A 23,586-nucleotide genomic window follows, 5' to 3' on the forward strand; every position below is an offset into this window, starting at 1 on the left:
TGCCTTTTTAGGGTTATCCAAGATTTCAACGACTTATGATTTTTTGTCAATTGGGCCTTGCAATTTTAATGACCAATAGTCATTTGTGGGCCGGGAAATAGATTGTTTCCAAATCAATAATTGCGAAATGGCATTGCTGTTCTATCTATGCGGTGTAAAAATAAGCACGAAAACGGACGGAGCGAACAATGAACAACCAGCAGCAAGATTCAGGCGTTGTAACGTCTTTACCCGGGACCAATACGGCCCAGGCTGCGCGTGGTTTCGTGCGCTCGGTCAATGACTGGCTCATGGAATGTGCGCTTGATGATACCGATATCAGCGAACTTCTGTCGGGCATGGTCAGCCGTCTTGTTGCATCGGGCATTCCGGTTGATCGAGTGATGGTGGCGTTTAAAACCCTGCATCCGCTCTATGAAGGCGTGTCTTATATCTGGTCAAAAGAAGCTGGTGACGTCGAACGTTCCACCCATATGGGGGTCGGGGACACGGACACGGACTGGACCGAAAGCCCGATGAAATGGATGCTCGATAATGATGTCAGCTTCATGCGTCGTCATTTGATCGGTCCGGGGGCCGTTCTTGATTTTCCGGTACTTGAAAGTTTCCGCCGTAATCGCGGGACCGACTATTACGCGCTGATGACGCCGTTTGTGACCGACCGCGACAGCACGCTTGATAGCAACCGCATCTTCATGACCTATCTTACCCGTCGACCAAGTGGCTTTTCCGACGAAGATCTTGCGATCCTGTCGGGCATTCAGCGCCGCTTTGCCGTGTCGTGCAAAATGCGGATCAACCACGAAGAAACCAGCACCATTCTTGAAACCTATCTGGGATCAGATGCCGGAACCCGTGTGCGCAATGGCCAGATCAAGCTGGGCGACAGCACCAAAACACGTGCGGTGATCTGGTTCTCCGATATGCGCAATTCCACCTCGGTTGCGACCCATGTTGGCGATGATGCATTTCTGGGTGAAATGAACGATTTCTTTGCGGCAACCGCCGGGGCGGTGCTGAAACATGGCGGGCAGGTTCTGCGCTATATCGGCGATGCGACCTTGGCGATCTTCCCGATTGATGATGATGAAAACAATCTGGAAAATGCCTGTATCTCCGCACTCTATGCCGCAGCAGAAGCCCAGCTAAATATCGACGAGCTGAATGGCAAACGCGAAGAAGTCGGCAAACCGCCATTTGATTACGGGCTGGGCATGCATGTCGGCGATGTGATTTACGGTAATGTCGGGGTTTCGGAGCGCGTTGATTTCACGGTGGTCGGGCAGGCCGCCAACGAAGCCGCCCGGATCGAACAACTCACAAAGCAGCTTGGCAAGCGCGTTCTGGTCAGCCAGACCGTCGCCAGCTTCATTTCCTGCCCGACGGTCGAGATGGGCGCTTATGAACTGCAAGGAACCGGTGTCAGCGTCAAACTGTTTGCCCCGGACTTCTCCGAAGCCTGCCACCGGATCGAATTGATGCGGGCGGGTTAGGGGCCAAAGACTTCCAGAACCAACAAAGGCCAGATCACAGATTGTGATTCTGGCCTTTTTCATGAAACATTGATGTTCACTCAAGCGAGGCTGTCAAAATCCTTCACCACACTGCTGGCCGATGTGCCGACATTGGTGAATGTTTTCTGCGCATCGGTAACGGCCTGTGTCGCAGCCTTGATGATATCGGCATAGGGATCGACTTCTTTTTTCACCAGCATCTGTTGCATGGCAACCCCGGTGGTGGCTGATGCCATCGACATGATATTGCGCAAATAATCGGTGGAATCTTGCACGGCATAGGCCGCAGCCTGCGCAACCTTTTGATAGGCAACCCCGTTGGCGCCCGGAATAGCCCCATTCAGAACTGCGTGGTTGGTGGTGCCGACCGCCTGAACGATTTGCGGGTTAAGGGCGGTGCTAAGCGGCGGGGTATTGGCCGGGCCGGGCGGGCTGACATCCGGATCACTTGCCGACGATCCATCCGACGCATTGCTGCTATCAGCAGCACCACCAGACGCAGCAGAAGCACCATCTGCGCTGCTATCACTGTCCGCGCTGCCGCTATCGGCACTTTTGGCATTATCGCCACCCCCGGATGCGCTCGCATCACTGCTTTTATCATCGGTACTGGCATCCGGGCTGTCAGGTGCTTCTTTTGCGGTATTGTCTTCGTCTGCCATCTTAAACCTCATGCGGGGTTGGTGGATGTGTCAGTGCATTTGATGCTGCTGCCGTGATCATACGAATGGGCAGGGCGGGTTGTGACAGTGCGCTATTTGGTGCCGCCACCACCGCCCATGCCACCACCTGAACTGTCCAGGATCATTTTGCACGCGCTTGATGTAACGGCATTGCCGATCTGTTGCAGGCCGCCTTGCGTTTGCATGGCGTTTTGCATCGACAGACTGATGGAATGTGCCATCGTCTGATACACAAGCCCCATGGCCTGTGCTGGCGCCTCGCCAAGGACCTTGACGTTGGTCTGTGTCACGGCGTCGGTTATTTGTGAATTTACAGGGGTGTTGTCTGCCATTTCACGCCCTCGCGTTTGTGACCATTGCCCGGCGCAGAAATACCGGACGGGTCAGGTGCCTAGCGGCGGGTTGCTGCCAAAATAACCAAGAGTGTCAATAACGTATCGGCGTTGTCAGACCGGCCAAGCTTGGCCGTTGCCTGTGCGCCGGCCATGGTATTGACCGAGTAAAGCTGCATCACGCCCTGATTGGTTGCCGCCTGCGAACAAATCGATGCCTGTTGTTGGGCCTGAACCGCGTTCTGGAACAGGATCGATGTTGAATGTGCGGCACTTTGATAAATCGAACCCATTGCATTTGCGGGTGCGGAAGCAAGTACGCTGACCGAGGTCTGTGTAACTGCGTCGGTAATCTGACCGTTCACCGAGGTTGGAATAGCCATGATATCCTCCGAAAAGGCGGTCCGGATGACCGCACATCTTAAGACGCATAATGCGAAGAATTGTGATCAAATTCGTTTGGTGTCCTGCACCTGCTCGGTGCGACTGGCCTAACCCGCTTGGGCTGTGATCATCGCGACGAGTTTGGATGTCGATGTATTGACGACTTGCTGCATATTGCCCTGGGTCAGGGTTGCGTTTTCCATGGCAAGCCCGGTGGCATGGGAATGTGATTGCAGGGCCATCGACACCGCCTGTGCCGGGCTTTCACCCAGAACCTTGACGTTGGTCTGGGTGACTGCATCGGTGACTTGTGGATTGACGATGTTGCTCATGTTTCGCCCTCTGTCATCTCACCGCCCTCGTCATATGGCCCGTCGCCCTGCGCATTAAGGTCATCGGCGGTTTCATAGCCATCAGCAAGAAACTGCTTGTCGATATTGCCCCAGGCACTTTGATACCAATGTTCTTCATCCGCGGGCGGCGCGCTAGTACCTTTTGCCTGACTTGCCAATATGGCGCTCAGGTCGGGTTGTGGTTCGGATCCGGCTTGGCCGGTGTACCCGGTGTCCCCGCTGCGCTCTGCGGGGTCATATTCTGCATGGCCCTGGTAAAAAAATTTGGTTTGCTGTCCTGAACGGAAAGTGTCGATTTCGCACATTCCATCGTGGTCGCAAGGCTGGCCACAGACAGCTGTTGCTGTTCATTGACCATGTTGGCAAACAGGATGCCCTGTGCCTGTGCTTGCGACAAATAGGACTGCATGGTGCCCATGGCCGGGCCATTGCCAATCACGGATGTATTGGTCTGGGTGACGCTGTCGGTGATTTGCGCGTCCACTTCGTTGGGATTGCTCATCGCTGTGATCCTTACTGGTTACGACGGTTCATGATTTGCAGAACGCTTTGGCTCATGGTGGTCATGCCGATCATTGCGTTTTGCTTTTGCGCGGAAACCATATTTGCCATCAGGACATTTTGCGATTGTGCCTGACCAAGCATTGACTGCAGTGCCGCATAGCCCGGACCAACACCAAGGGTGGCGACATTGGTCATCGAGACACTGTCGGTAATCTGGTCGGAGACCTGCTGAAACGACTGTTTGGCGGTCGGACTGGCTTGGGCCTGTTGGGATTGCGTGCCGTCTTGCTCAGATGGTGCCGATGGCATGTCCGTCTCCTTGGATAGCGGTTTGGGAACTTACCGGTATGACGCGGGGAAAAAGGGTTTGTGAAAGAAAAAGCCCGGCAAGCTTTTGCATGCCGGGCTGGTTCGGCGGCGAAACCAATCTGGTGTTACGACACAGAAGTGCCGGTCGTTGCCTTGAGCGCCGACAACAGCGAAAGCATATTGTCGGGAACGTCGCTGTTTGCGAGCTTGGATGTGGCCACTGCACCCGCCATGGTGTCGACAGAGTAAACCTGAATGACGCCCTGATTGGTGGCTGCCTGAGAAGAAATGCCGACCTGTTGCTGGGTACTGACAGCGTTCTCATAGAGAATGCCATGAGAATGCGCCAGCGACTGGTAAAGCGAGCCCATGGCCATTGCCGGCGCATCGCCCATGACCTTTACATTGGCCTGGGTGACAGCGTCGGTAATCATGCCATTGACCGGAGTGTTATCAGCCATTGTGTATCTCCTGGTTGCCTAAAGAAGTGCCGGAATCCGGCCCTTTTCCGCGTGGTTTGCGGGATCAGTCAAATGACGGGGGGCCTGATTGGTTGTGACGGAACTTGTACAAAAACTTGGGCGGCGTAAGGGGTTGCGCGCCTTATATAAAATCGGGCGGTCGCTGATGGAAACGACCGCCCGATTTGAAAGTGACCCGATGGGCAAGATCCTTGGAAAGGATCAGCCTTTGGTCGCCTGAAGTGCGGTCAAAAGCGAAAGCATATTGTCGGGCACGTCGCTTTTGGCAATTTTGGAGGTCGCAACAGAATCTGCCATCGTGTCGACCGAATAGATCTGGATGACGCCCTGATTGGTGGCGGCCTGCGAGGTGATGCCGATCTGCTGCTGTGCGCTGACGGCGTTTTCATAAAGAATGCCGGTGGAATGTGCGAGGGACTGGAAGATCGAGCCCATTGCCATTGCCGGGGCTTCGCCCAGAACTTTCACGTTAGCCTGGGTGACTGCATCAGTGATCTGACCATTTACGGGGGTCGGAATCGCCATTGTAAAGTCTCCTTCGTGTGCTTGTACTATGTGCTGCTTGCTGTTGTGATCCTGACGGGGTTTCGCCGTCCCGTTTTCAGTCTAAAGACGTCAGTGCTATGGGGTTGTGACGCTTCTTTTCGATTTATTTGCCGATTTTTTCGTTTAAAAACGGCATGTCGCTGGCCGATATTCTGGCTATTGAATGCCAGACCCTTTCAGGTGTTCTCGCGCCAGCTGGACGCGTTTACGCACCGCGCAATTGCTAAGTCCAAGCGCCTGTGCAATTTCGTCATAACTGCGATCCTGCACGCAGCGCATCAAAAGCGGCTTGCGCAGTTTTTCCTGCATCGCCAGAAGAACTGTTTCGAGTTGATCCATGCGCTCGCCCGTCAAATATGATTCTTCCGGGCTGGGAATGGTCGGGGCTGTCATCGGGGATGCCGGGGTATCGGCACTGCCGTGGGTTTCTTCATGATATTCTGCCTTGCGCCGGTTCTGGCGATGCAAATCAATGCAGGCATTATGGACAATCCTTGACAGCCAGGCGCGGTGGTTGCGGATTTCATCCATCGAATCTTCAAATTTGACAGATGCCTTTACCATCGCTTCGGACAGCGCATCCTGCGCGTCATCCATATTGCCCGACATCAGTTTCAGGCATTGTTTTAGAAGATTGTCCTGCTGATCAATCCAGAGCGGCCAGAAATTCGGTGCTGCCGGACCGGCTTGCGGATGAAGGTCGCTTGGAACCTGCGCATCTGCATGTTGGTCATGTTGATCAGGATGATTGGACGGGGTGGGCCAGCCCGGTGCTTCGGGAAATGCCGGGGTCTGTGATGGCGTTGGTGCGGGTGTTGGTGCTGGTGTTTCTGGCGCGCCCGGTGTTGGCTGGCGCAAATTCGTTCGTTCCAGCCCGTTTGGCAAAATACCCCGCAGGATATCAACCGGGTTTACGCCGGGCGGTGTGCCAAATCCCGGAAGCGCACCGGCGATAACGTCTTCTGGGCGTGGGCCTGTGGTCGATGGCTCCAGCCCGGGGAACCCGGCAAGCGGATTGAAATCCGCAGGATACCCCGGTGGGGGGCTGTAACGCTGCTCCGCACGGCTTGGCCCCGGGGATTGCTTTGATCGGTCGGGTTCGTCGGCCGGGGCGTAGTGCTGTAGCGGGGGTTTTTCCGATGGCTGAGTGATAAAACCCGCATCCAGATCGGCATATCGATCAAAACCGTCCTGCAGAAAACTCGCAGCAGTGCCGCCGTCATCCGGACTGGCACCGGTTTCTTGCAGCTTTGCCAGATAATCCTCGGCGATACGTGCGCGCTGATCGGGTTTTAACCGCGACCAGATCGATGTGACATTATCGCCATCACCCAAGGCCTGATTCAGGGTTTGCTCAAGGCAGTGTGCGAATTTAAGTTCGGCCTCGGTCAGGGTAGCCGCATCTTGTTGGGTGTTCTTTTCGTTCTGCACTATAGACCCCTCCAGTTGATGGATTGCAACCTTAGGCTGATTAAGTTTACGGCGCTTATTATGACGCACTTTGAAAAAGATTGTGAAATAAATAGTTTTTACATCTTTAAGTTGTGTCATGGCGCACGTCGTCGCAGCCTGTCTGGTATGGCTGTGGGTACGAATGGGACGCTAGGGTCCTGACCCTGGACTGCACGTTTTCGCGCTTTTTATTGGTCTTGGGCGGTGTGTTCGATCTGTCCTGTTCCTCAGGGCAGATGTGCCCGATGTCGTGTCAGGCAGGCCTCAATAGGCAACCAATCCAGATTGTTTAAGGTTTTTTGGTTGAACGGTTGCCACCTGTTGTGCGTTTGCTACTTGCCGGACCGGATGTTGCTGCTTGGTCTTGTGCTGGAAAGGCATTGGCAAGTGCGGTTTCCACCTTTGCGGACAATACCTGCATGCGTTGATCAATTTCACGGGTGATGAGATTGCGAATTTCAGTGGCAATATCAAACATCACCTGTTGATCGCCATGCCGGTTCGGGTCGGACGCCATATGCGGCGCACCTTTTTGCCGGCCAATCGGGGGCTGCGGGGTCTTGGTTCCGGCTTTGACGTCTTCGGCATGGTTGGCAATGGTATGTCGCTGTTCCAGAACCTGGGTGCGCGCACGTTCTGCGGCCTCGGTCATGGCCTGCTGGGTTGCCATATATTCCTGATTGAAGGCCTTTCTGACAGCATCCTTGCGGCCGCTGGCGGTGGCCTTGTCATTTGGTGCCTGACCCGACATCAAGCATCTCCTTTGGTACTTGCAGCACCCTTGGCGGGTTTGCTTGCGCTTGCCGTGCTGCTGGCCTTGGAGCTTGCGCCCGACGCCTTGCTAGGAGCAGGTGCTGATGTGTCGCTACCTTTTGTGGGATCAGCCGCAGCATCCTCAGAAGATGCATCTTGATCCGCAGTGCCGGTTGCGGTGCTGCCTGATTGCGGTTTTGCATCCGTTGCTGCATCCGCCGGTTCCGGCGGCAGGATAAATCCGTATGGCGCAAGCCCGGCATCATCGGGGATTTCCGCTAATCCGGTCAGGCTGGTTTCCAGACGACCACTGGCATTGGCCACCATGCTGGCAGCGCGACAGGCGGCATTATCGCCTTGCGCCACACAGCTCAGAATAGCTGTCGGTGTCGTGGTTTTTGTTTCGGTCAGAAGCTGGGCCGTAACGTTAAAGCTGGTTTCCTGATTATATTGCACCAAAATCACAAGCCCCGCCCCCTTGTCGCCGTCGCTTGGCGGGGTGATCTGGGCCCGGAACGGGATGCTGTAATTGGGCGCAACCATAATGGCCCCGCCAATGATCGGGCTGGGCAGGGTGCCAATATATTCAAGCTGGGCCGGGATTGGCGCACGATCGGCAAAGACCAGTCGGATCAAGGCCAGATTGGGCACGGCTTCGCTCGATGTTGATCCGATCGACTGTTCAAGATGAAGCGCAAAGGGGCCGCCGCCATAGCTCGGAACGTCGGAGAGTTGCGGGCTGCTGTCATCGGTTGCGGTTGTGTCACACAAAAGCGCGCGCAACTGTGACGGTGCCGATGTTGGCAAGGACACCGAAAGTTGGCACTGCGCATCCGGTGATGGCCCGACGTCAACGCGCCATTTGCTTAAGGTGGCGGGAATGTCCGCAGCACTCAGCTTCGCGCCAATCGCACTTTGGGCATTTGTGCGCCCCGGCGATAACGGCAATCCTTGTGTCATCTTGATCGCCCAGTCGGGCGTATCTGCATCCGCCGTCGCAGTGCCCTGTAAGCATGGCATGGCGGTGCGAAACATATCATCCTTGATCACCGGACCGGAAAGCTCGGTCGTGCTGCCATCGCGATGGCTGGTGCGAAGCCCCCATTGTGCGGTTGTGCCCTCGGTGGAGGTTTCAGAAGTTTCGGAATTAAGGTTGCTCATTGTGGATGCCTCGCTTTTATCAGGGGCGGACAGAAAGTTAAGACCGGTCGCCCTGGCGATGATGTTTGCCGGATCAGGGATGCTGTCATTGAAGTTCGGTGTTGGTGCGGTGTGTGCGGTTGATCCTGCGCCACCCGCGCAGCTCTTGCTCTCGCCGTCAAACAGGAACCGCTGAATGATTTCAAACGCGGTTTCGGTCGGCGCGTCCTGCATCCGACTTTGGGAAGTCGGGGAAACCAGATTGTCAGACGCATCGGATGGCAATCCCGTCAGACCAAATTCCCGACACAGGGCGGCCATGACGTCCAGCGCGACCTGCGGTTCATCCGATTTCGTGGGCCGGCTCTGGGATCCCTGCTTGGTGTCGCCCGTATCAGATGTGCTGGTTTTGCTTTTGGCCTGATCTGGTTTGGGCGCGTCACTGTCTGTCATGCATGCATTCCCCAGTATTGCTCTTGCAGCAGACAAAGGGGCGAAGTTTTCAGCCGCAATTGATCTGCAAGGATTTAAACGGTTCCTTGCAATCAGACGCGTTAGGCAGGAAGGATGTGAATTGATTTTTGTTTAAAGCAGGCAGCTGGCCGCATTATCCTGCTTTAGAAGCAAAGCGGGATTAAGTTTAGAGATATATCTGCCGAACGAGGGACTAAAAGCCGCAATCATAGTCCTTTGGGACAAAAAAGCATGTTCCGCCACACCGAGAAACAAGCCGGTAATTGTTTTGTTTGAAGTAGTCATAAGCTTTAGAGTGGATGACGTCTTCGATATCGTGCCCGTGAATTTCACACAGCACAATCGTGGGGTTGTAATGGGATATTGTAAAACCGTGAAGTACGTCTAATTCGTGACCTTCAACGTCAATACTGAGAATATCGATATGTTGTTGAGGCACAGTCTCTTGCAGGATTTGGTCGAGCGGGCGAACAGGGATTTTGACCGTTTCGTAGTCTTGCTTAAGGATTTTGGACCATTTATCAGCAAACGCTTTGTCGAGGGTGTTAAGAGCGAAGCTTGCCGAAAATACATATGACTCCGCTTCGCCTGTTTCTGAAGAAACGCCAGTAAGCAAGTTCTGGTCACGACGACGCAAAGATTGGCAAAGCCGAATGTTCCGTTCCATCATATCGATGTTTATCCCGGACCATCCTTTTTTATAGAGGCGATAGAAGTTATTGCCAATCCTTGGGTTGTTGCATCCAACATCGACATAAAATCCACGTTTATTTTTCAGGTCAGGCATTAACAGAAAATGGTCAATGAGGATGTCTTCGCCCCACTGGGAGAAGGCCGTCGACGGTTTCGATTTCGCGGATTTATATAGCGCGTAGCTAAAGGAGTTCTTCCAGTATTTATTCTTTAACCGTTTGACGAAACCCATCTTCTTCCCCTCAGAGACCAGAAACTGATCGCAAGTTAAGGTGATAGTGACTGCAAGGGCAAATCTAAACTTCGTCAGACCGAGCAAAACGGGCCTCAAAAACACAAAACCCGCCGAAAGAACAGCAAGCTGTACCTTGGCGGGTTTTTGCATTTACAAAATGGTGCTGGTGATAGGATTCGAACCTACGGCCTACGCATTACGAATGCGTTGCTCTACCAGCTGAGCTACACCAGCACGATTCATTTTGTGGCGCGGAAAATACGGTCAATCACCGGGGTTGGCAAGTGGTTTATTGTTCTTTTTGCGAACATGGTCCTTCGTTACCGCCATGTCTTAAAATCAGCGGCAAGAAGCATAATATCACATTGACCATACTGTATTAATGCGGCTTAGATGTGCGCCGTCAGAATTAATGCTTCGGGGGGCAGAATATGTGTCGTTGGCTGAGTTACGTCGGTGATCCGGTTTATCTTGAAAAACTGGTGTTTGAACCACGCCATTCACTGGTCGAACAAAGCCTGCATGCCGAACAGGCCAAAACACCCACCAATGGCGATGGTTTTGGCCTTGGCTGGTATGATGAACGCACCACCCCGGGGCTGTATCGTGAAATCCTTCCGGCGTGGAACGATCCGAATTTACGCTCCCTTGCCCATCATATTCGATCCGGGTTGTTCTTCGCCCATGTGCGGGCATCGACCGGCACCCATACCAGCCGGACCAATTGCCATCCGTTCGCCCATGACAATTATCTGTTCATGCATAACGGTCAGATCGGCGATTACCCGTTGGTGCGCCGATCACTTGAAGGCATGGTGTCAGATGAATTTTATGACGGCCGGCAAGGATCAACCGACAGCGAACTTATTTTCTGCCTGATGCTGACCCTTGGCCTGAAGGACGATCCGCACCGCGCCATCCGCCACACCATAGAAGTCGTGGAAAATGAAATGAAACTTCGCGGCGCAAAAGCCCCGTTTCGTTTCACCGCCTGTCTTTCAAACGGCAAAAGCATCTGTGCGATCCGTCATGCCAGCGACGACAAACCACCATCGCTCTATTGGCGCAAACGCGATGACCATGTGATTGTTGTGTCTGAACCACTCGATGCCGACGCCGATAGCTGGACCGCGGTTGCCCCGAACCATACGCTGCATGTCGATGGGAATATGGTTGTCAGCGAAGATGCGACATTGGTGTGCTAGGCGCCTTCCTAAGACACCACAACAATCTGGCTGCGCGCCTTGACCAAGGCACGTTGCAGCGCATCGCCCGGTGCCGCGTTGAGTAACACGGTCTGAAAATCACTGGCATGGCCATCACGACACAGCGCCTTGCGGCCAACCTTTTTCTCGTCGATCATCAGGATCGCGTGATCGCAACAGGCGACAAGGGCACGGCGTGCGCGGACTTCATCCATGTTAAAATCAAGCAAATCACCCTCATCTGACATGCCGCCGACACTGACAATCCCGAAATCGGCCCGCATGCTGCCAAAGAAATCGGCACTGTCTGCCCCGATGATATCAAGATCACGGGTTCGGACCGTCCCGCCGGCCATGCGGATCGTGACGTTCGGCGCGTTTTGCAATGTCATCACCACATGCAGATTATTGGTCAGAACCGTCAGTTTCCGGTGCGATGATAAATGCTGGGCGGCAAGTTCGGCTGTGGTGCCGGTGCCAATCGCAATCGTGCAGCCCTCGGGGACGAGTTCGGCAATCTTGGCTGCAATCGCCATTTTACCCGACCGGTTCCAGACTTCGCGTTTTTCATAGGCCGAATTATCCGGATCAGGTGCTGGACCGGCCAAGCCATGGCGGCGAAACACGCGCCCCTGTTCTTGCAGATCGCGCAAATCGGTGCGGATGGTCTGGACCGATACGTTAAATCGGCGTGCAAGTTCTTCGACCGCCATAAAACCACATGATTTTACAAGCGCGACAATGCGGTCACGTCGGCGATGAAGCGGCACGGCATCGGGCGTTTCAGTCACAACAAATACTTTCGTTCGAAAGGTGTGGTTTCGTTTGGTGCCTGAGTATAGACAGGGCTGGTTACGCGTGGAAAGCCCGTTACACCTATTGAAACATTTAATTCTTGGTGTTGTCACACAACTGTTATCGAAATCCCGATAGCTTCCCGGTCGAAACATTTTCGAACGAAACCTAATACCAACGGCTTTAGTTATGGATCGGTTTGATGGCTCCAAATTCGTTCACTCGGCAAGGCGCTTCGCGCAGTTCATATCGGGTATATGGGCAAGCGACGGAACGCAGCCGATGGACGAATTTGGCCCATCCGAAGGGCTGGTCAAACTGGTCCATAACTAAAGTCGTTGGTATTTCACTAAGGGATGCCGATCATGCGTAACGTTCTTCTTGCCGCGGTGGCCTCTGCCGCAATGATGCTGCCGATTGTTGGTCAGGCTGCTGAAAAGCTTGTTGTCTATACCAGCCAGCCGACCCAGGATGCCCAGACCACTGTTGATGCCTTTATGGCTGCCAACCCGGATGTTGAAGTTGAGTGGGTCCGTGACGGCACCACCAAACTGATGGCGAAACTTCGTGCTGAAATTGCCGCAGGCGATCCGCGCCCGGACGTGCTTCTGATTGCCGATACCGTAACGCTTGAAGGCATGAAGGGTGAAGGGCTGTTGCAGGCCTATAAATCACCGGAAGCCAAGGCGTATGAAGACGCCCTTTATGACGCCGATGGGTTCTACTATTCGACCAAGCTGATCACCACCGGTATCGTTTACAACACCGCAGTCAAAGCACCGGCATCTTGGGCCGAACTTTCTGATCCGGCGGTTAAAAACCAGCTTGTCATGCCAAGCCCGCTTTATTCCGGTGCGGCTCTTATTCACCTTTCAACCCTGACCGAGAACAAAGACCTTGGCTGGGATTATTATCAGGCACTGGCCGCCAACGAAGCCCGCGCACAGGGTGGCAATGGCGGTGTGTTCAAGGCCGTTGCATCGGGTGAAAAACCCTATGGCGTGGTTGTCGATTTCCTGGCCATCCGTGGCAAAGCCAGTGGGTCGCCGGTTGATTTCGTCTTCCCGAAAGAAGGTGTGACCTATGTGACCGAACCGGTCGCAATCATGAAAGACGCCAAGAACGTTGATGCGGCCCACAAGTTCGTTGATTTCGTTCTCTCGGATGCCGGTCAGAAACTGGTTCTCGATATGGGTTATATCCCGGCACGCAATGACATGGCACTGCCAGAAGGTTTCCCGGCACGTAAAGACATCAAACTGATGGCTTTCAATCCGGCGATTGCCCTTGAACAGGCCGAAGCGAACAAAAAGAAATTCGCTGATATCTTCGGGGCTGAGTAATGCAGGCAACAGGTCGCCTTCGCGGCTTTCTGCCCGGCGTAACTGCCCGTAAACAAGGCAACCGGTCATCTGACCGGTTGCTTTACTGGTTGTTGGTGCCGGTCTTTGTGATTTCCATTCTGCCGATTGTCCGACTTGCCTTTGAAGGCGTTGTCGTCGGCGGGGTGCCGTCGCTTGACTATTTCCGCGATGTCCTGGGATCAGGCTCCACCTGGCAGGCAACGGGCAATAGCCTCTATACCGCCGGTCTTGGCACGATCATTTCGCTTTTGATTGGCGGGGCATTTGCCTTTTTGGTCGCCCTGACGGACGTTCGGGCCAAGGCGGCATTGGTGTTCTGTTTCATGATCCCGATGATGATCCCGCCACAGATCACCGCCCTTAGCTGGGTGCAGCTGACCGGGCCAAGCAGCGCGCTTTTAAATGCGTTCGGGATGGCACCGGCCATGGGATCGCCCCAGCCATTATATTCTGCCGAAGGCATCGCCTTGCTGTTGGGGATCCAGCATGCATCGATTGTTTTTCTGACACTACGTGCGAATTTGCGCATGCTACCCCGTGAACAGATCGAAGCCGCCCGTCTGGCTGGCGCACGCGGCGGGCGTTTGTGGTGGCAAATCATTTTACCGCTGACCAGCCCGGGCTTGATTGCCGGAACGGCGATGGCCTTTGTTACCGCCCTTGGTAATTTCGGCATTCCGGCCATGCTGGGCATTCCGGCCAATTATCCGACCTTGCCAACATTGATCTATCAAAAGCTTGCCGGTTTTGGCCCGTCGGTTCTGGGCGAGGTTTCCGTTCTTGCCATGCTGATCGGGGCGATTGCGATTTGCGGTGTCGCCCTGCATCACAGATTACTGTCCAAACGCGATTACCGTTTGATGGGGATGGTCGGACGCCCGCTTGATATTCGGTTGGGTGCGCGGCGGAACATGGTTGAAACCGTTCTATGGACGGTACTTGTCGCCATTCTGGTCGTGCCCTTGATGGCGCTAATTGCAACGTCTCTGGTTCCGGCCTTTGGCGTGAAACTGAATTTCGAAAATTATAGTTTCGAGGCCTTCCGCGAAATCCTGTTCGTGCAGCCTTCAACCATCCGGGCCTTTCAAAACAGCTTTATCTTGTCAGTCGGGGCGGCGGTGACTTTGGTTCTGGTCTGCTTGCCACTGGCCTATGTGATGGTCAGACGCCCGTCGAACCTGACCAAACTGATCAACCTTCTGGTCGAAGTACCTTATGCGCTGCCCGGTGTGGTGTTGGCGATTGCCTGCATCTTGTTGTTCATCCGCATTCCGCTGCTTGATGTCAGTCTGTATGGCACGCTTGGCATTATCTTTATCGCGTATCTCGCACGGTTCCTGGTGATTGCCCTGCGTCCGGTCATGAACAGTTTTAGCCAGCTTGACCCGGCCCTCGAAGAAGCCGCCCAGGCCTGCGGGGCAGGGTTGTTGCGCCGGTTGCGCGATATTCTGTTGCCATTGGCGGCACCCTCGGCTGCCGCCGGTGCCTTGCTGGTTTTCTTAACCGCGTTCAATGAACTGACCGTCTCGGCCCTTTTATGGTCGTCGGGCACCGAGACATTGGGCGTTTTGATTTTCAATCTTGATGACAGTGGCGACACCGTTCTGGCCTCGGCCGTGGCGGTCGTGGTCGTGCTGGTGGTGATCGCGTTGATGAGCTGTTTTCAGCTGGCTTCGCGTCGTTTGCCCAAGGGAGTTGTGCCATGGCAGACATAAATCTTTCGCGCATTACCAAATGCTTTGGCGATTATCGTGCGGTCAATCAGGTATCCCTTGATATTGCCGATGGTGAATTTGTTGCCCTGTTGGGGCCGTCAGGATGTGGCAAAACCACATTGCTGCGCCTTCTGGCCGGGTTTGAAGAACCCGATGGCGGGCAAATTTCGCTGGGCGGGCAGGTGGTGGCAAGCCCGCAAGACGGGATCATGATCAGCCCCGAAGATCGCAATCTGGGGATTGTCTTTCAATCCTATGCCCTGTGGCCGCATATGTCGGTTGCGCGCAATGTCGGTTATCCGCTTGAAGTACGCGGTATTGGCCGGGCCGAACGCGACCGCCGCATTGCCGAGGCGCTCAGCATCGTTGCCCTTGAACCCTATGCCGATCGCAATCCGTCGGAACTTTCCGGCGGGCAACGTCAACGTGTGGCATTGGCGCGCTGTCTGGTGATGGAACCGCGTGCGGTGTTGCTTGATGAACCATTGGCCAATCTTGATGTGCATTTGCGTGAAACCATGCAACAGGCATTTCTTGATTTCCATCGTCGTACCGGGGCGACAATGATTTACGTCACCCATGATCAATCCGAAGCCATGGCGATGGCGGACCGGATTGCCGTGATGGATAAGGGCCATATTCGCCAGATGGCCGCCCCCGAAACCCTGTACCGCGAACCCGCCGACTTGATGGTGGCCGGGTTTGTCGGGGCCGGTGCAGTGTTGCCGGTGCGCGATGTCGCACTTCAAACCGGTGGGACATGTTCGGTGCGCTTGGGCGAAGCCCAAATTGCCGCACGGATTTGCCCGAAACTGGCCGGTGGGCATATTAACGGGCAGGCGGGATTATGCCTGCGCCCCGAAGATGTCTGGGTCGAAGATGGCGCGCCGTTGCGGGGATTGGTTGAAGATTGCGTTTATCTTGGCGGACGGTTCCGTTTGTCCGTCCGGGTCAATGATCATCAAACACTTCCGGTATATGCCACCCGTCGTGCCCGCATTGGCGAGCAGGTCGGCCTGAAGGTTTCCGATGGTTGGGTGTTTGACCGACTGCAAGGTGAGGTCGCCTGATGTCTGCCCGCATGCGTGTTCTTTCTGGCCTTGGTGAAAAAGGCCCGGCTTGTTTACGGCTTGAATTTTTTAACCGGCGCTGGCTGCTTGATTGCGGCGTTGGCCCGGAAAGCGATCAGGGGTTTGACCCGGCGTGGCTGAACAAAGTTAACGCTGTTTTCATTACCCACGATCATATCGATCATATCGGGGCGGCTGATGAAATTGTTGCCGCCGGTCTTCCGATTTATTGCACCGAAGTCACCGCGAAATCATTGCCCAAGGGGGCCAATGTCATTCCATTGCCGCCCGTTGGGGAAATTCAGGTCGATGGCGTGACGGTCACCACCGGGCGTACCGGGCATTCCTTTGGCGGGGTGTGGTTGCATTTCGAACTGGGCGGCGGGGTTCTGTATTCCGGCGATTTCTGTCAGGAATCGGATTATTTCCTCTATGACGCGCCGCCCGATGCGGCAACGGTTCTGCTTGATGCGTCTTACGGGATGGAACAGCTGACCCAACAGGTCCGCATCGATAGTCTTCTAACCACCATGACCAAACTTGAAGGCCAAATCCTGTTTCCTGTGCCGCCAAGCGGGCGGGCGGCTGAAATGGCATTGTTGTTTGAACGCCATGGCCTGACCGACTGGTCGATGGATGATCGATGCTATGGGCAGGTCAAACAGGTGCTTGATGCCCATGGATCTGATTATGTCGATGCCGATGCGATCCGGCGGTTGCGAAATCTCAAAGACAAGGCAAAGCATTTTAACCCGAAGGCCCGGCTTTTGCTCTGTCATGCGCCGTGCGCAACCTTTGGCAAGGCGCTGGAACTGATTGATCTTTGGCGTGATGCCGGGCGTATGGGATCAAGTGCGCATGTGATTTTCACCGGCTTTATGCCGCTCGAAGCCCGGAAAATGGTTGAAAAGGGCCATGCCCATTTCCGGCGCTGGAATGTGCACCCATTGGCAAATCATGTGATTAAACTGGCCAATGAATGTCATGCGATGCAAGTCGTGCCGCTTTTTAACAGCCGGCCAGAGGATTTTGGTCTTGTCGACGGGTTTGATGGACGGTTACAGCTCGCCGATCGGTTCTATTTGTAGTGCGTGTTCTTTTTCCAAAAAACGGTGATGCCCGGTCATGATTTATGCCCCTGAGAAGTTCGAATTTCCCAAGGTGCCCTTTGTTTTCATTCGGCACGGCGAAACCGGTGCCAACCGGGCTGGCATCATTGCCGGTTCCAGCGAGCCACCCCTGAATGAAACAGGGCGCGCGCAGGCAAGTGCAATTGCCCCCTTGATGGCGCAGGGCACTTGGCAGTCGGTCTATGTCAGCCCGCAGGACCGTGCGCGCAAAACGGCACAATTAGCATTGCCCGATTATACCGCCCACGTTTTAGACGGATTGCGCGAACGCCATTGGGGCGATCTTGAAGGACGCCCGGTTGGTGAACTTTGCCCGCGGTTTGAAACCCCGCCAAACGGCGAAGGGTTCGATGCCATGTGTCAAAGGGTGTCCTTTGCCATGCAACAGGCCCTGGCCGAAGTCAGTGATGAACTGACCGTGATTGTCGCCCATTCCGGTGTGGCGCGCTGCATTCTGTATATGACCGGGTTTGAGGCCGACGGCCCACGTGTGCCAAACGCCACCCCGATCCTGTTCCGCCCGACAAAGACCGGGTGGGAATATGACTATTTGACCGAAACAATGATCAAGGAGATCTCCGCGTGACCAATCCCGAAGCCGATGCGCAAAGCACCCCTCAAACCGCGCAAAATATGCGCGATGCGGTGGTGTTTGATATGGATGGAACACTTGCGCATTTCGACGCCGATGCTTTGGGGCATCTGGTTCATGGTGTGGAAAAACAATGGGATGCGTTTTTTGACGCCATGGATCTGGCCAAGCCGATTGAAAATATCGAACGATTGCTGCGCATCCTGCACGCATCGGGCCACGCGATTGTGATTTGTTCAGGACGCCCGGCCGGCTGGCAACATCGCTCCGAAGCATGGCTTCGCGCACATGACATTCCGTTTGATGGCATCTATCTGCGCCCCGAAGATGCCGATCATCGCACCGACGAAGAAGTCAAAGAAGACCTTCTGGCGCAAATCATATCCGACGGATTTAACCCCTGGCTGGTGGTTGATGACCGTCGACGGGTTGTCGATAAATGGCGCGACATGGGACTGACCTGTTTGCAATGTGCACCGGGTGATTTCTAGGTGTGATTTTAGGCGTGATTTTTAATCCTCATACAAATAAAAACACGCACAAAAAAAACCGGCGATGAAATCTCATGCGCCGGTCTTTTGATTGTTCAATGAAAGTGAATAATAACGTTTATTATTCAAAAAATTTTATATATCCACCATATCCCTCGGCCTCAAGATTCGTGACCGGGATAAAGCGCAGCGATGCGGAATTGATGCAGTATCGAAGACCGCCGCGATCCTGCGGACCATCGGGAAAAACATGGCCCAAATGGCTATCCCCGTGCTTGGATCGAACCTCGATCCGGCGCATGCCATGCGTGTTGTCTTCTTTGGCAATGACATGCGCGCTATCGACCGGTTTGACAAAACTTGGCCATCCACAGCCGGAATCAAACTTGTCACGGGATGTAAAAAGCGGCTCGCCAGATACGATATCGACGTAAAGCCCGTCTTTCTCATGGTCCCAGAAATCATTGCGAAACGGCGGTTCTGTGCCGCTTTCCTGTGTGACGTGATGTTGTTCGGGGGTCAGGTTCTTGATGGCGTCGGGGTCTTTGCGATACTGGGTCATTCGGATCACTTCACATCTTGCATAAACACGGGCTAAATTCCTTGTTTCCAAAGATGGTCGGATTGCGCCAGATGTCCAGTATCTTCACATCAAAGTTATGTGTGTCGTTATCCCTGACACCAAGGGGCGCGTTTTGTCTTGCCGTCATAGGCACGGGCAAAACCATTATTGATCAGATCCAGATCAAGCGGGCTGCCATCAATGCGAACAGATGCAACCACGCGACCGCCATAACGCCCCCATTCCGGTTCGCAAAACTCGACTGCCTTGGCTGATTTTAAGCGTGCTCGGGCATAGTCGCGGGCCTGCTGGGCGAGTTGCTTTTCGCTTTCACATTTGCCGCGAATTTCCGGTGTATCGACCCCGCGCACCCGCACCGACATATTGGCGATTTCACCGGGAAGCCCGGGAATGGCGACATAGATCGTATCGCCGTCATAGGCAAACTCCCCCTTATATTCGCGCAAGGGCCAGCCATAGCAGGCCGCATAGGATGGTAGGGCAGCAAACAGCGTGGCTGTGGTTGCGGCAATAATAATGGTTTGGCGGGTAATTTTCGATGTCAGGCGGGCAAGTCTGGTCATGGGTGCTGCACTTAAAGTTTGAGGCGTGAAAGGATCTGGGCAGCGCGCTGTTCGACCGGACCTTTGCGAATTTCGATCAAATCATAACCGCATTCGTGATAGGTCCGGCACAGCACGACATATGTTCTGACGGCCTCGGAGAAGCTTTGTGTGCGCGCAGTATCGGTTTTATAGATTTCCGCCCATGGCGGAAGGACAAAGGCGGTTCGGCGATAGCGATATGTTGTGATCGCATTTAACAGCCCCTTGTCTTCAGGCAGGTTTGACAGACGGCGATGGGCCAACGTGTCGGGCAATCCGCGGTCACAGAAAACCGTGCGCGGATGGCATTCCATCCCGGTTTGCCACGCCCGGATTGATCTGCGGGCCATTAACCCGGCATAGGCGGCGTTGTCTTCCCACGGCAGGGCATTGCCGCCGCGCTCGATCTGTTCTTCGATTACGGCACGCGCAACTTCCGGGCTGGTGTCATAGCCGCGCTGGTGAAGATGATCGATCAATGTGGTTTTACCAACACCGGGGCCGCCGGTGATGATGACAAGGTTGGATGTGTAAGGCGTTTGCATTCATGTTTCCTGCACAATGCGCCGATATGAACGGGCTTTGCGGCAAGGGGATGGCATTTCTGTTGCTGGTTTTAGGCATGCACAAGGATGTGCAAGGACGCGCTTTTTATCGCCTTGGCAAAGCTTGTCAATCGCCAAGGAAACCGGATGACGTCAGGGTTGAGAAGTACGTTGGAAAGACACGCTTTGTTTAAGAACAGCCTTCAAGAAGGGTGATGGCATCGCTGCCGGCATGGATGGCGGTGACGAAACCTTCTTCATTGATCTCAAAGCGGATACCACGTGTTTTTTCCGCATCGCGCCACCATGTCACATAGCGACCATTTGCCCCAAGATATTCGTGTTCTTCTTCGATCAGGGTTTGGCCGTCAAAGGCGGCATAAACGTCTTCTCTTGACGCACCCAGCGAAATGCCATTGGCGGTTTTAACAAGGCTGGTCGCGACATCATATTCGTCCGCATAGATGGAAATGCGGGCCAATACGTCATCCATGATCAGATATCCCAACCCGGATGGATCAGAGTTGCTTTGCAAAAACGCACAGCTTTCATCGTCGCCTGCGATGAACTGATCAAGCTGATCGCCGATAATTTTCCGAAGACCAACTTTATCCAGACCAATTTTGGCGGGGCCGTATCCCTGTTCTGACAAAGTGGCAAGGCGGGTCGCGATTGCATCTGTAATGGTCAAATCGATTGTCGCAGTGTTCGCGCCAATGCGGATGTCACCAAGGGATGCTGTTTGATGCAGGTGAAGCTGCGCCCATGGCCCGCCATTGACCCAGGCATTTGGCAACATCAAACCTGTCGCAGGCTCCAGACAAAGTTGATTGCTGTTGCCCAGAAGGTTTGCGTGGCGTGCGCTGATATCGGCGGGGATATCCATGCAAATTGTCTGCGGGATATCTTCCTTCCACGTGACGGGAATGCCGGTTCCGTCGCAATTTGCCGGATCGGGGCGCAATTCGCACAATCGCGGCACGATATTGTCCATCACGAAATCAAGCCGCATCGGATCACCACCGGCGGACGTGATCAGCGTATCAAGCATATCGACATTGGGTGTCAGCGATTTATAGGAAAAATCGTCCCACGCCGTTGTGGCACGCAGATCAAACAACGCGAAAGCAGGGCCATCCTGTTGCGTTTCATCAAGCTCGGTTGCCTGTACATCCATCGCGATCAGTGCGCTGGACACGGTCAGAACGGAACCAATATATCGGGAGGTGCTGGGCACGTTTCATTCTCATTTGGAAAATGTCTTTGTTGTATGACAGTAGTTTACGCGAGTTTTGCTGTAACGCACAGATATAAACAGATATAAACCGAACGCCCTAATTCAAGGAGGGTACTTTACGGTAAGGGCCGCTCGATCCGTGCCAATACGTGATCAGAGACAAGCTGTGCCGATGGCGACAGGCGATGTCCACGCGCAGTGATCAGGCTATAGGGTTTAATTTCAATCACCCCGTCAAACGGCAATTCCGTGATCAGTCCGCCACTTGCCAGAAGGCTTGTGACTTCTTCGGCCATCGGGGCAATTGCGTCGGTATCGGCCAATGTCGCCAATGTCACCAAAAGGGACGCCGAATTCAGACTTGAATGGGGCAGGGGCAAATGGCGTGAAATAAACGCATCTTCAATCGTGCGCCGCATCAGGTTGCCCGGAGGTGGCAAAATCCATTCAAATTTGGCAAGACGCGCAAGCGTGATCGGTTTGTTGCCATCTAAAAGAGGATGGCCGGAACGCACCATAAGGCGGATTTTTTCGCTTCGGATTTCGCGGATGTTGAACTGGCGCGGGTCCATATCTTCGGGCACACGGCCAATGACAAAGTCATGATCACCCGCCAGTAAATCCTTGATCAATAAATGCGATGGCCCAACCCCGACATGGGCTTCCAGTAACGAATTGACGGCTTGCACACTTCGGATCGCAGGCACGACAAGATCAACCGCCGCAGCCGTTACTGCGCCGACAAAAACCGTGCCGCCACCATGTTTGATGTCTTCGATCTCGCGTTCGGCTTCGCGGATTTCAATCAGCATGCTGCGTGCACGCCTGGCCAACGCACGTCCGGCATTGGTCATTTCAATGCCGCGGGGGCTGCGCACACATAGTCTGGCTTCCAGAATGCCTTCCATTTCCGAGAGCAATCGCGATGCCGCGGGCTGCGATGTTTTGAGCATGTCAGCGGCAAGGCTGATTTGCCCGGTTTCTTCCATCGCAACAACCATGCGCAGATGGCTTAGCTTCAAACCGCGCTGAAACAGGTTGCCGGAACGAAAAAGAAGTGACTTGGCAGAGCTGAGCGGTTGGCTGTTTCGGATTGCTGTCATTGGATTTCCTCCCTTGGTGGGGATTGTATTATATCAATTTTGATATGCAAGTTTTGAAATTGCTTATTTGATTGTTATGTAGCGCATCTGAATAATGTCGCCGTGCCCTTTGGGAAATGGGGCACTTTATTAATTGAAAACAAAGACACGACATAGGCGGGCTATAAAGCCTGATAAAGTCGGGCGACATAAAATGGCGAATATGCCGTGTCTTGTAGGGAGGATAGCTATGAAACGTCTCAGTGCCGTAATGGCAGGGGTCGCCTTTGGCGCGGCTGCAATGTTGAGCCCGATGCTTTCGGGTGGTTATGCACATGCGGCTGATAAAGGGTATGTCGGTATCGCAATGCCGACCAAATCTTCGGCACGTTGGATTTCTGACGGCAATTCAATGGTCAAGCAGTTCGAAGAAGCCGGTTACAAAACCGATCTTCAATATGCAGAAGACGACATTCCGAACCAGCTTTCCCAGATCGAAAACATGATCGTCAAAGGCGTTGATGTTCTGGTGATTGCAGCAATCGACGGCACCACTCTTTCGAATGCGCTGGCAAATGCTCAGGCTGCAGGTATCAAGGTCTTTGCTTATGACCGCCTGATCGTTCAGAGCCCGGATGTTGATTACTATTCCACATTTGATAACTTCAAAGTTGGCGTTCAGCAGGCAACTTCGCTGGTTGATGGTCTGCTTGCAGCAGGCGAGCCACCTTTCAATGTCGAGCTGTTCGGCGGATCGCCGGATGATAACAACGCATACTTCTTCTATAACGGTGCAATGTCGATCCTGCAGCCGCTGATTGATGAAGGTACGGTTGTTGTTAAATCCGGCCAGATGGGCATGGACAAAGTCGGTACCCTTCGTTGGGATGGTGCGGTTGCACAGGCACGTATGGATAACCTTCTGTCGGCTTACTACACCGATGACAAGGTTGACGGTGTTCTGTCGCCATATGATGGGCTTTCGATCGGTATCCTGTCGTCGCTTAAAGGCGTCGGCTATGGTTCCGGCGACATGAAAATGCCGGTTGTTTCCGGTCAGGATGCTGAACTTCAGTCGATCAAATCGATCCTTGCTGGCGAACAGTATTCCACGATTTTCAAAGACACCCGTGAACTTGCACGTGTCACCGTTTCCATGGTTGACGATGTTCTTGCCGGTCGCGAGCCGACCATCAATGACACCAAAACCTATGACAACGGTGTGAAGGTCGTTCCTTCCTATCTGCTTGAACCAGTTATGGTTGATAAATCCAACTGGGAAGAAATCATTCTCGGTTCTGGCTACTACACTGAAGACGAAGTGAAGTAAGCCAACGCT

General features: G+C 54.0%; 28 protein-coding genes and 1 tRNA gene. 9 read left to right on the forward strand and 20 right to left on the reverse strand.

The annotated features are described in order from the left end of the window. Positions 1-188 precede the first annotated feature (188 nt). Positions 189-1,493 carry an adenylate/guanylate cyclase domain-containing protein gene (locus RIC05_RS14305; RefSeq protein ID WP_350045418.1) on the forward strand — a complete coding sequence of 435 codons (1,305 nt, stop codon included), beginning with the start codon at positions 189-191 and terminating at the stop codon, positions 1,491-1,493. A gap of 80 nt (positions 1,494-1,573) precedes the next feature. Here RIC05_RS14305 and RIC05_RS14310 read toward each other — a convergent pair whose 3' ends face one another. The 14 genes from RIC05_RS14310 to RIC05_RS14375 form a co-directional block, all read right to left on the reverse strand. Continuing rightward, positions 1,574-2,176: a hypothetical protein gene (locus RIC05_RS14310; RefSeq protein WP_350045419.1), complete on the reverse strand. Its 603-nt coding sequence runs from the start codon at positions 2,174-2,176 to the stop codon at positions 1,574-1,576. A 92-nt stretch (positions 2,177-2,268) separates the two neighbouring features. Further along, positions 2,269-2,529, reverse strand: a complete 261-nt coding sequence (locus RIC05_RS14315) for a RebB family R body protein (RefSeq protein ID WP_350045420.1) — start codon at positions 2,527-2,529, stop codon at positions 2,269-2,271. A 59-nt stretch (positions 2,530-2,588) separates the two neighbouring features. Continuing rightward, entirely contained in the window at positions 2,589-2,912 is a 324-nt protein-coding gene (locus tag RIC05_RS14320) for a RebB family R body protein (protein WP_350045421.1), read from the reverse strand. Between the two features lie 108 nt (positions 2,913-3,020). Continuing rightward, on the reverse strand, positions 3,021-3,245 hold the full coding sequence (locus tag RIC05_RS14325; protein ID WP_350045422.1) for a RebB family R body protein: 225 nt from the start codon (positions 3,243-3,245) through the stop codon (positions 3,021-3,023). Further along, positions 3,242-3,424: a hypothetical protein gene (locus RIC05_RS14330; protein WP_350045423.1), complete on the reverse strand. Its 183-nt coding sequence runs from the start codon at positions 3,422-3,424 to the stop codon at positions 3,242-3,244. The genes RIC05_RS14325 and RIC05_RS14330 overlap by 4 nt, the downstream gene beginning before the upstream one ends. 8 nt (positions 3,425-3,432) lie before the next feature. Beyond that, positions 3,433-3,768, reverse strand: coding sequence for a RebB family R body protein (locus RIC05_RS14335; RefSeq protein ID WP_350045424.1), 336 nt, complete (start codon positions 3,766-3,768; stop codon positions 3,433-3,435). Positions 3,769-3,779: 11 nt separating this feature from the next. Further along, positions 3,780-4,079 (reverse strand): RebB family R body protein, encoded by a 300-nt coding sequence (locus RIC05_RS14340; protein ID WP_350045425.1) that lies wholly within the window; start codon positions 4,077-4,079, stop codon positions 3,780-3,782. A gap of 125 nt (positions 4,080-4,204) precedes the next feature. Next, on the reverse strand, positions 4,205-4,540 hold the full coding sequence (locus RIC05_RS14345; protein WP_350045426.1) for a RebB family R body protein: 336 nt from the start codon (positions 4,538-4,540) through the stop codon (positions 4,205-4,207). A gap of 222 nt (positions 4,541-4,762) precedes the next feature. After that, complete coding sequence (locus tag RIC05_RS14350) at positions 4,763-5,086, reverse strand: RebB family R body protein (protein WP_350045427.1); 324 nt, start codon at positions 5,084-5,086, stop codon at positions 4,763-4,765. A 177-nt stretch (positions 5,087-5,263) separates the two neighbouring features. After that, on the reverse strand, positions 5,264-6,538 hold the full coding sequence (locus RIC05_RS14355) for an RNA polymerase sigma factor (protein WP_350045428.1): 1,275 nt from the start codon (positions 6,536-6,538) through the stop codon (positions 5,264-5,266). A gap of 310 nt (positions 6,539-6,848) precedes the next feature. Continuing rightward, on the reverse strand, positions 6,849-7,310 hold the full coding sequence (locus tag RIC05_RS14360) for a hypothetical protein (protein ID WP_350045429.1): 462 nt from the start codon (positions 7,308-7,310) through the stop codon (positions 6,849-6,851). Beyond that, a complete protein-coding gene (locus RIC05_RS14365) occupies positions 7,310-8,905 on the reverse strand; it encodes a hypothetical protein (protein ID WP_350045430.1) in 1,596 nt (531 codons plus the stop codon). Before RIC05_RS14365 ends, RIC05_RS14360 begins: the two co-directional genes overlap by 1 nt. Before the next feature lie 214 nt (positions 8,906-9,119). After that, a complete protein-coding gene (locus RIC05_RS14370; protein WP_350045431.1) occupies positions 9,120-10,004 on the reverse strand; it encodes an FkbM family methyltransferase in 885 nt (294 codons plus the stop codon). An 8-nt stretch (positions 10,005-10,012) separates the two neighbouring features. Continuing rightward, positions 10,013-10,088, reverse strand: a tRNA-Thr gene (locus tag RIC05_RS14375). Positions 10,089-10,285: 197 nt separating this feature from the next. Between RIC05_RS14375 and RIC05_RS14380 the strand changes: the two genes are divergently transcribed. Further along, complete coding sequence (locus tag RIC05_RS14380; RefSeq protein WP_350041517.1) at positions 10,286-11,059, forward strand: class II glutamine amidotransferase; 774 nt, start codon at positions 10,286-10,288, stop codon at positions 11,057-11,059. 8 nt (positions 11,060-11,067) lie between these two features. On the opposite strand, the gene RIC05_RS14385 is transcribed toward RIC05_RS14380, so the two are convergent. Then, entirely contained in the window at positions 11,068-11,850 is a 783-nt protein-coding gene (locus RIC05_RS14385) for a DeoR/GlpR family DNA-binding transcription regulator (RefSeq protein WP_350045432.1), read from the reverse strand. Positions 11,851-12,219: 369 nt separating this feature from the next. On the opposite strand from RIC05_RS14385, the gene RIC05_RS14390 reads away from it, so the two are divergent. From RIC05_RS14390 to RIC05_RS14415, 6 genes are read left to right on the forward strand one after another with little or no spacing between them, the layout of a single operon-like run. After that, complete coding sequence (locus tag RIC05_RS14390) at positions 12,220-13,197, forward strand: ABC transporter substrate-binding protein (RefSeq protein ID WP_350045433.1); 978 nt, start codon at positions 12,220-12,222, stop codon at positions 13,195-13,197. Beyond that, positions 13,197-14,933, forward strand: coding sequence for an ABC transporter permease (locus tag RIC05_RS14395; protein WP_350045434.1), 1,737 nt, complete (start codon positions 13,197-13,199; stop codon positions 14,931-14,933). The genes RIC05_RS14390 and RIC05_RS14395 overlap by 1 nt, the downstream gene beginning before the upstream one ends. Beyond that, the gene (locus tag RIC05_RS14400; RefSeq protein ID WP_350045435.1) at positions 14,921-16,003 is read left to right on the forward strand and encodes an ABC transporter ATP-binding protein; all 1,083 of its coding nucleotides are present in this window, start codon (positions 14,921-14,923) and stop codon (positions 16,001-16,003) included. Before RIC05_RS14395 ends, RIC05_RS14400 begins: the two co-directional genes overlap by 13 nt. Further along, positions 16,003-17,091, forward strand: a complete 1,089-nt coding sequence (locus RIC05_RS14405; RefSeq protein ID WP_350045436.1) for an MBL fold metallo-hydrolase — start codon at positions 16,003-16,005, stop codon at positions 17,089-17,091. Before RIC05_RS14400 ends, RIC05_RS14405 begins: the two co-directional genes overlap by 1 nt. Before the next feature lie 37 nt (positions 17,092-17,128). After that, entirely contained in the window at positions 17,129-17,719 is a 591-nt protein-coding gene (locus RIC05_RS14410) for a histidine phosphatase family protein (RefSeq protein WP_350045437.1), read from the forward strand. Then, the gene (locus RIC05_RS14415; protein ID WP_350045438.1) at positions 17,716-18,216 is read left to right on the forward strand and encodes a phosphatase domain-containing protein; all 501 of its coding nucleotides are present in this window, start codon (positions 17,716-17,718) and stop codon (positions 18,214-18,216) included. Before RIC05_RS14410 ends, RIC05_RS14415 begins: the two co-directional genes overlap by 4 nt. 121 nt (positions 18,217-18,337) lie before the next feature. On the opposite strand, the gene msrB is transcribed toward RIC05_RS14415, so the two are convergent. The 5 genes from msrB to RIC05_RS14440 form a co-directional block, all read right to left on the reverse strand. Further along, positions 18,338-18,778: a peptide-methionine (R)-S-oxide reductase MsrB gene (gene msrB / locus RIC05_RS14420; RefSeq protein ID WP_350045439.1), complete on the reverse strand. Its 441-nt coding sequence runs from the start codon at positions 18,776-18,778 to the stop codon at positions 18,338-18,340. Positions 18,779-18,885: 107 nt separating this feature from the next. Then, positions 18,886-19,362: a thermonuclease family protein gene (locus RIC05_RS14425; RefSeq protein WP_350045440.1), complete on the reverse strand. Its 477-nt coding sequence runs from the start codon at positions 19,360-19,362 to the stop codon at positions 18,886-18,888. A gap of 11 nt (positions 19,363-19,373) precedes the next feature. Further along, positions 19,374-19,928 (reverse strand): AAA family ATPase, encoded by a 555-nt coding sequence (locus RIC05_RS14430; RefSeq protein WP_350045441.1) that lies wholly within the window; start codon positions 19,926-19,928, stop codon positions 19,374-19,376. Between the two features lie 190 nt (positions 19,929-20,118). Beyond that, on the reverse strand, positions 20,119-21,165 hold the full coding sequence (locus RIC05_RS14435) for a hypothetical protein (protein ID WP_350045442.1): 1,047 nt from the start codon (positions 21,163-21,165) through the stop codon (positions 20,119-20,121). Between the two features lie 116 nt (positions 21,166-21,281). After that, complete coding sequence (locus tag RIC05_RS14440; RefSeq protein WP_350045443.1) at positions 21,282-22,268, reverse strand: LysR family transcriptional regulator; 987 nt, start codon at positions 22,266-22,268, stop codon at positions 21,282-21,284. 229 nt (positions 22,269-22,497) lie between these two features. Here RIC05_RS14440 and chvE point away from each other — a divergent pair, with 229 nt between their 5' ends. Beyond that, positions 22,498-23,577 carry a multiple monosaccharide ABC transporter substrate-binding protein gene (chvE, locus tag RIC05_RS14445; protein ID WP_350041504.1) on the forward strand — a complete coding sequence of 360 codons (1,080 nt, stop codon included), beginning with the start codon at positions 22,498-22,500 and terminating at the stop codon, positions 23,575-23,577. Positions 23,578-23,586 lie beyond the last annotated feature (9 nt).

This window comes from Thalassospira sp. (assembly GCF_040218635.1).
Taxonomy (GTDB): domain Bacteria; phylum Pseudomonadota; class Alphaproteobacteria; order Rhodospirillales; family Thalassospiraceae; genus Thalassospira.

What these genes read in the sequence shown, in the direction of transcription:
- RIC05_RS14325 (WP_350045422.1), bottom strand. Translation starts at nt 3,245, where the DNA reads ATGAGCAACATCGTCAATCCACAAGTCACCGATGCAGTCACCCAGACC.
- RIC05_RS14395 (WP_350045434.1), top strand. Translation starts at nt 13,197, where the DNA reads ATGCAGGCAACAGGTCGCCTTCGCGGCTTTCTGCCCGGCGTAACTGCC.
- RIC05_RS14350 (WP_350045427.1), bottom strand. Translation starts at nt 5,086, where the DNA reads ATGGCGATTCCGACCCCCGTAAATGGTCAGATCACTGATGCAGTCACC.
- RIC05_RS14400 (WP_350045435.1), top strand. Translation starts at nt 14,921, where the DNA reads ATGGCAGACATAAATCTTTCGCGCATTACCAAATGCTTTGGCGATTAT.
- RIC05_RS14320 (WP_350045421.1), bottom strand. Translation starts at nt 2,912, where the DNA reads ATGGCTATTCCAACCTCGGTGAACGGTCAGATTACCGACGCAGTTACA.
- RIC05_RS14340 (WP_350045425.1), bottom strand. Translation starts at nt 4,079, where the DNA reads ATGCCATCGGCACCATCTGAGCAAGACGGCACGCAATCCCAACAGGCC.
- RIC05_RS14405 (WP_350045436.1), top strand. Translation starts at nt 16,003, where the DNA reads ATGTCTGCCCGCATGCGTGTTCTTTCTGGCCTTGGTGAAAAAGGCCCG.
- RIC05_RS14360 (WP_350045429.1), bottom strand. Translation starts at nt 7,310, where the DNA reads ATGTCGGGTCAGGCACCAAATGACAAGGCCACCGCCAGCGGCCGCAAG.
- RIC05_RS14440 (WP_350045443.1), bottom strand. Translation starts at nt 22,268, where the DNA reads ATGACAGCAATCCGAAACAGCCAACCGCTCAGCTCTGCCAAGTCACTT.
- RIC05_RS14370 (WP_350045431.1), bottom strand. Translation starts at nt 10,004, where the DNA reads ATGCAAAAACCCGCCAAGGTACAGCTTGCTGTTCTTTCGGCGGGTTTT.
- RIC05_RS14390 (WP_350045433.1), top strand. Translation starts at nt 12,220, where the DNA reads ATGCGTAACGTTCTTCTTGCCGCGGTGGCCTCTGCCGCAATGATGCTG.
- RIC05_RS14310 (WP_350045419.1), bottom strand. Translation starts at nt 2,176, where the DNA reads ATGGCAGACGAAGACAATACCGCAAAAGAAGCACCTGACAGCCCGGAT.
- RIC05_RS14380 (WP_350041517.1), top strand. Translation starts at nt 10,286, where the DNA reads ATGTGTCGTTGGCTGAGTTACGTCGGTGATCCGGTTTATCTTGAAAAA.
- chvE (WP_350041504.1), top strand. Translation starts at nt 22,498, where the DNA reads ATGAAACGTCTCAGTGCCGTAATGGCAGGGGTCGCCTTTGGCGCGGCT.
- RIC05_RS14305 (WP_350045418.1), top strand. Translation starts at nt 189, where the DNA reads ATGAACAACCAGCAGCAAGATTCAGGCGTTGTAACGTCTTTACCCGGG.
- RIC05_RS14335 (WP_350045424.1), bottom strand. Translation starts at nt 3,768, where the DNA reads ATGAGCAATCCCAACGAAGTGGACGCGCAAATCACCGACAGCGTCACC.
- RIC05_RS14365 (WP_350045430.1), bottom strand. Translation starts at nt 8,905, where the DNA reads ATGACAGACAGTGACGCGCCCAAACCAGATCAGGCCAAAAGCAAAACC.
- msrB (WP_350045439.1), bottom strand. Translation starts at nt 18,778, where the DNA reads ATGACCCAGTATCGCAAAGACCCCGACGCCATCAAGAACCTGACCCCC.
- RIC05_RS14410 (WP_350045437.1), top strand. Translation starts at nt 17,129, where the DNA reads ATGATTTATGCCCCTGAGAAGTTCGAATTTCCCAAGGTGCCCTTTGTT.
- RIC05_RS14345 (WP_350045426.1), bottom strand. Translation starts at nt 4,540, where the DNA reads ATGGCTGATAACACTCCGGTCAATGGCATGATTACCGACGCTGTCACC.
- RIC05_RS14315 (WP_350045420.1), bottom strand. Translation starts at nt 2,529, where the DNA reads ATGGCAGACAACACCCCTGTAAATTCACAAATAACCGACGCCGTGACA.
- RIC05_RS14430 (WP_350045441.1), bottom strand. Translation starts at nt 19,928, where the DNA reads ATGCAAACGCCTTACACATCCAACCTTGTCATCATCACCGGCGGCCCC.
- RIC05_RS14425 (WP_350045440.1), bottom strand. Translation starts at nt 19,362, where the DNA reads ATGACCAGACTTGCCCGCCTGACATCGAAAATTACCCGCCAAACCATT.